Genomic DNA, 3,611 nt, shown 5'->3' with positions numbered 1-3,611 from the left:
CTGGCGCACCGTGCCGGTATCCCGAAAGGCGTGCTGAGCGTGGTCACCGGCAGCGCCGGCGACATCGGCGGCGAGCTGACAGGCAACCCGATCGTGCGCAAGTTGTCCTTCACCGGCTCGACCGAAATTGGCCGCCAGTTGATGGCCGAATGCGCCAAGGACATCAAGAAAGTCTCCCTGGAGCTGGGCGGTAACGCACCGTTCATCGTGTTCGACGANNTCGGTGTACGACGCGTTCGCTGAAAAACTCAAGGTGGCGGTGGCCAAGCTCAAGATCGGCAACGGTCTGGAAGAAGGCACCACCACTGGCCCGCTGATCGACGAAAAAGCCGTGGCCAAGGTGCAGGAACATATCGCCGACGCGCTGAAAAAAGGCGCCACGCTGCTGGCCGGTGGCAAGGTGATGGAAGGCAACTTCTTCGAGCCGACCATCCTCACCAACGTGCCAAAAGATGCCGCTGTTGCGAAGGAAGAAACCTTCGGCCCGTTGGCACCGCTGTTCCGTTTCAAAGACGAAGCCGAAGTGATCGCGATGTCCAATGACACCGAGTTCGGCCTGGCTTCCTACTTCTATGCCCGCGACCTGGGCCGTGTGTTCCGCGTGGCTGAAGCCCTGGAATACGGCATGGTCGGCGTGAATACCGGGTTGATCTCCAACGAAGTGGCGCCGTTCGGCGGCATCAAGGCTTCGGGCCTGGGCCGTGAAGGCTCCAAGTACGGGATCGAGGACTACCTGGAAATCAAATACCTCTGCCTGGGCATCTGATCGCCCCGGCAAGAGCTTGCAGTAAACGCAGAGGGCACGAGAGCGCTGACCCTTTGCGTGTTTCAAGACGTTATTCGTAGTGGCCGGGAAAGCTGTGGCAGTCGATCATCGCATGCTGCCGCAGTTTCCTCCCCGCCACGTATTCCTTGGACCACGCCACCCGATGAGTGGCGAATGAGGACTTTATGAGCAAGACCAACGCATCCCTGATGAAACGCCGCGAAGCTGCTGTACCACGCGGTGTTGGCCAGATTCACCCGATCTTCGCCGAATCCGCGAAGAACGCCACCGTGACCGACGTTGAAGGTCGCGAGTTCATCGACTTCGCCGGCGGTATCGCCGTGCTGAACACTGGCCACGTGCACCCGAAAATCATCGCGGCCGTGACCGAGCAACTGAACAAGCTGACTCACACCTGCTTCCAGGTACTGGCCTACGAGCCTTACGTGGAACTGTGCGAAAAAGTGAACGCCAAGGTCCCAGGTGATTTCGCCAAGAAAACCCTGCTGGTCACCACCGGTTCTGAAGCCGTTGAAAACGCCGTGAAAATCGCCCGCGCTGCCACTGGCCGTGCTGGCGTGATCGCGTTCACTGGCGCTTACCACGGCCGCACCATGATGACCCTGGGCCTCACCGGTAAAGTCGTGCCGTACTCGGCCGGCATGGGCCTGATGCCCGGCGGCGTGTTCCGCGCGTCGTACCCGAACGAACTGCACGGTGTGAGCGACGACGACGCTATTGCCAGCATCGAGCGCATCTTCAAGAACGATGCCGAGCCGCGTGATATCGCTGCCATCATCATCGAGCCCGTGCAGGGTGAAGGCGGTTTCTACGTCGCGCCTAAATCCTTCATGAAGCGTCTGCGTGAACTGTGCGACAAGCACGGCATCCTGCTGATCGCCGACGAAGTGCAAACCGGTGCCGGCCGTACCGGTACCTTCTTCGCCATGGAACAGATGGGCGTTGCCGCCGACCTGACCACCTTCGCCAAATCCATCGCGGGCGGCTTCCCGTTGGCCGGTGTGTGCGGCAAGGCTGAGTACATGGACGCCATCGCACCCGGCGGCCTGGGTGGCACCTACGCCGGTAGCCCGATCGCTTGCGCCGCGGCCCTGGCCGTGATGGAAGTGTTCGAAGAAGAGCACCTGCTGGACCGCTGCAAGGCTGTCGGCGAGCGCCTGGTCACCGGTCTGAAAGCGATCCAGGCCAAGTACCCGGTCATCGGTGAAGTGCGTGCCCTGGGCGCGATGATCGCGGTCGAGCTGTTCGACGATGGCGACACCCACAAGCCAAACGCTGCCGCCGTTGCCTCCGTGGTGGCCAAGGCGCGTGACAAGGGCCTGATCCTGCTGAGCTGCGGCACCTACGGCAACGTGTTGCGCGTCCTGGTTCCGCTGACCTCGCCGGACGAGCAACTGGACAAAGGCTTGGCGATCATCGAAGAGTGCTTCTCCGAGCTGTAAGCCGAAGTTGACCTGATCGACAGAAAAAACCCGCTTCGGCGGGTTTTTTTATGCCCATTGCCGCACATTCAGGCCGTGTTCATTGTACGTAGGCGCCTTGATTGTCTAAGGTGCAAGCATTGCCGATGGAGCGTGCGGATGACTGCTGTTGATTTGCCAGCTGTACCCCGAGTGTTGATTGCCGAGGCGGACCCTTGGTCGCGGGATCTGCTCAAGCAAGTGTTATTGAATGTGCGCTGCGACGCGCGGCTGGATGTGTGTGCCGATGGGCACGAGGCCGCCACGTTGTTGCGAGACAAACCCTACGATCTGATCATGGCGGATTGGGAATTGCCGGGCATCGATGGCCTGAGTCTGCTGCGCAACGTGCGCCAGAAGCGCCGCTCGCCGGCCCTGCCGTTCATTCTGCTGAGCAGTCGCAATGACAGTGCCAGCGTACGGGAAGCCCTGCCCCTGGCGCCGACCGCCTACCTGACCAAACCCCTGAACATGGAAGGCCTGACCCAGCGCCTGCAGGACCTGCTGCTCAATGAAGGCGAGAGCGTGTACTGCGAGATTCCGCCGCTGGCGCCGGGCATGACCTTGCCAGTGTTCCTGGAGCGCCGCCGCGAAACCTGCGACGGCGCGCCCTTGCGGGTCGACGTGAAAGCCGCCGTGCAGCACAGCCTGGGCGCTGATGGCCTGGACCTCAAGCGCCTGGAAGATCGGGTGCGCATGGACCCGCAAATCACCGCCGTACTGATCGCCGCCGCCAACAGCGCCGGTCATCACGGCACACCGGTGCAGACCTTGCCTGCTGCGCTGCACAAACTGGTGGCGGGGCAGAGCATGAACCTGATCCTCGGCCTGGCGCTCAAGCACAACGTGGTGCTGGGTGATCCGGCTTTGGTGGCCTATGCCGAGCGTCACTGGCAATTGTCCCAGGACACCGCCGACTACGCCCGTCGTCTGGCGCGCATGCTGGAGCTGGACCATGAGCGCTGCTACAGCGCGGGTATCCTGCACCGGCTGGGCGACTTGGCGTTGCTGCGTTGCCTGGAAGATTGGCGCCAGGGTGGCGGCGTGTTGGATGACGAGACGATTGGTGAATCCCTCTACACCTTTGGCGCGGCCTACGGCTCGGCGTTGCGAGCGCGTTGGCGCCTGCCGCTGGAGTTGCGTCAGCTGATCGCGGCGATTTACTCATTGGAAGGCGGCGTGTACGCCCGGGATGCGCTGGTGGTGAACCTGGCGGCGCAGATGGCGCGCTTGACCGAGCATGAGGGGCTGGAAGAGCTGGCCAAGAGTAAGACCGCACGATTGCTCAAGGTGGGTCTATCGGAACTCACCCGCGTACGTAATTCCTGAAAAACACACAGCCTTTGTAGGCGCTGGCTTGCCAG

The 3,611-nt window shown here is 62.0% G+C and carries 2 protein-coding genes and 1 pseudogene; all 3 read left to right on the top strand.

Features of this window, described 5'->3' with window-relative positions; translation table 11 throughout:
- A pseudogene (locus HX803_RS31440) lies at window positions 1-766 on the top strand (aldehyde dehydrogenase family protein); the annotation flags it as partial.
- A gap of 185 nt (window positions 767-951) precedes the next feature.
- On the top strand, window positions 952-2,229 hold the full coding sequence (gene gabT, locus HX803_RS31435; protein WP_178925973.1) for a 4-aminobutyrate--2-oxoglutarate transaminase: 1,278 nt from the start codon (window positions 952-954) through the stop codon (window positions 2,227-2,229).
- Between the two features lie 138 nt (window positions 2,230-2,367).
- Window positions 2,368-3,576: an HDOD domain-containing protein gene (locus HX803_RS31430; protein ID WP_178925972.1), complete on the top strand. Its 1,209-nt coding sequence runs from the start codon at window positions 2,368-2,370 to the stop codon at window positions 3,574-3,576.
- Window positions 3,577-3,611: the final 35 nt, after the last annotated feature.

Origin of the sequence: Pseudomonas sp. P7548, from assembly GCF_013386585.1 — a bacterium.
Classification (GTDB): domain Bacteria; phylum Pseudomonadota; class Gammaproteobacteria; order Pseudomonadales; family Pseudomonadaceae; genus Aquipseudomonas.
The sequence above is the reverse complement of the archived record's forward strand: the minus strand, read 5'-3'. Positions and strand labels throughout refer to the sequence as shown.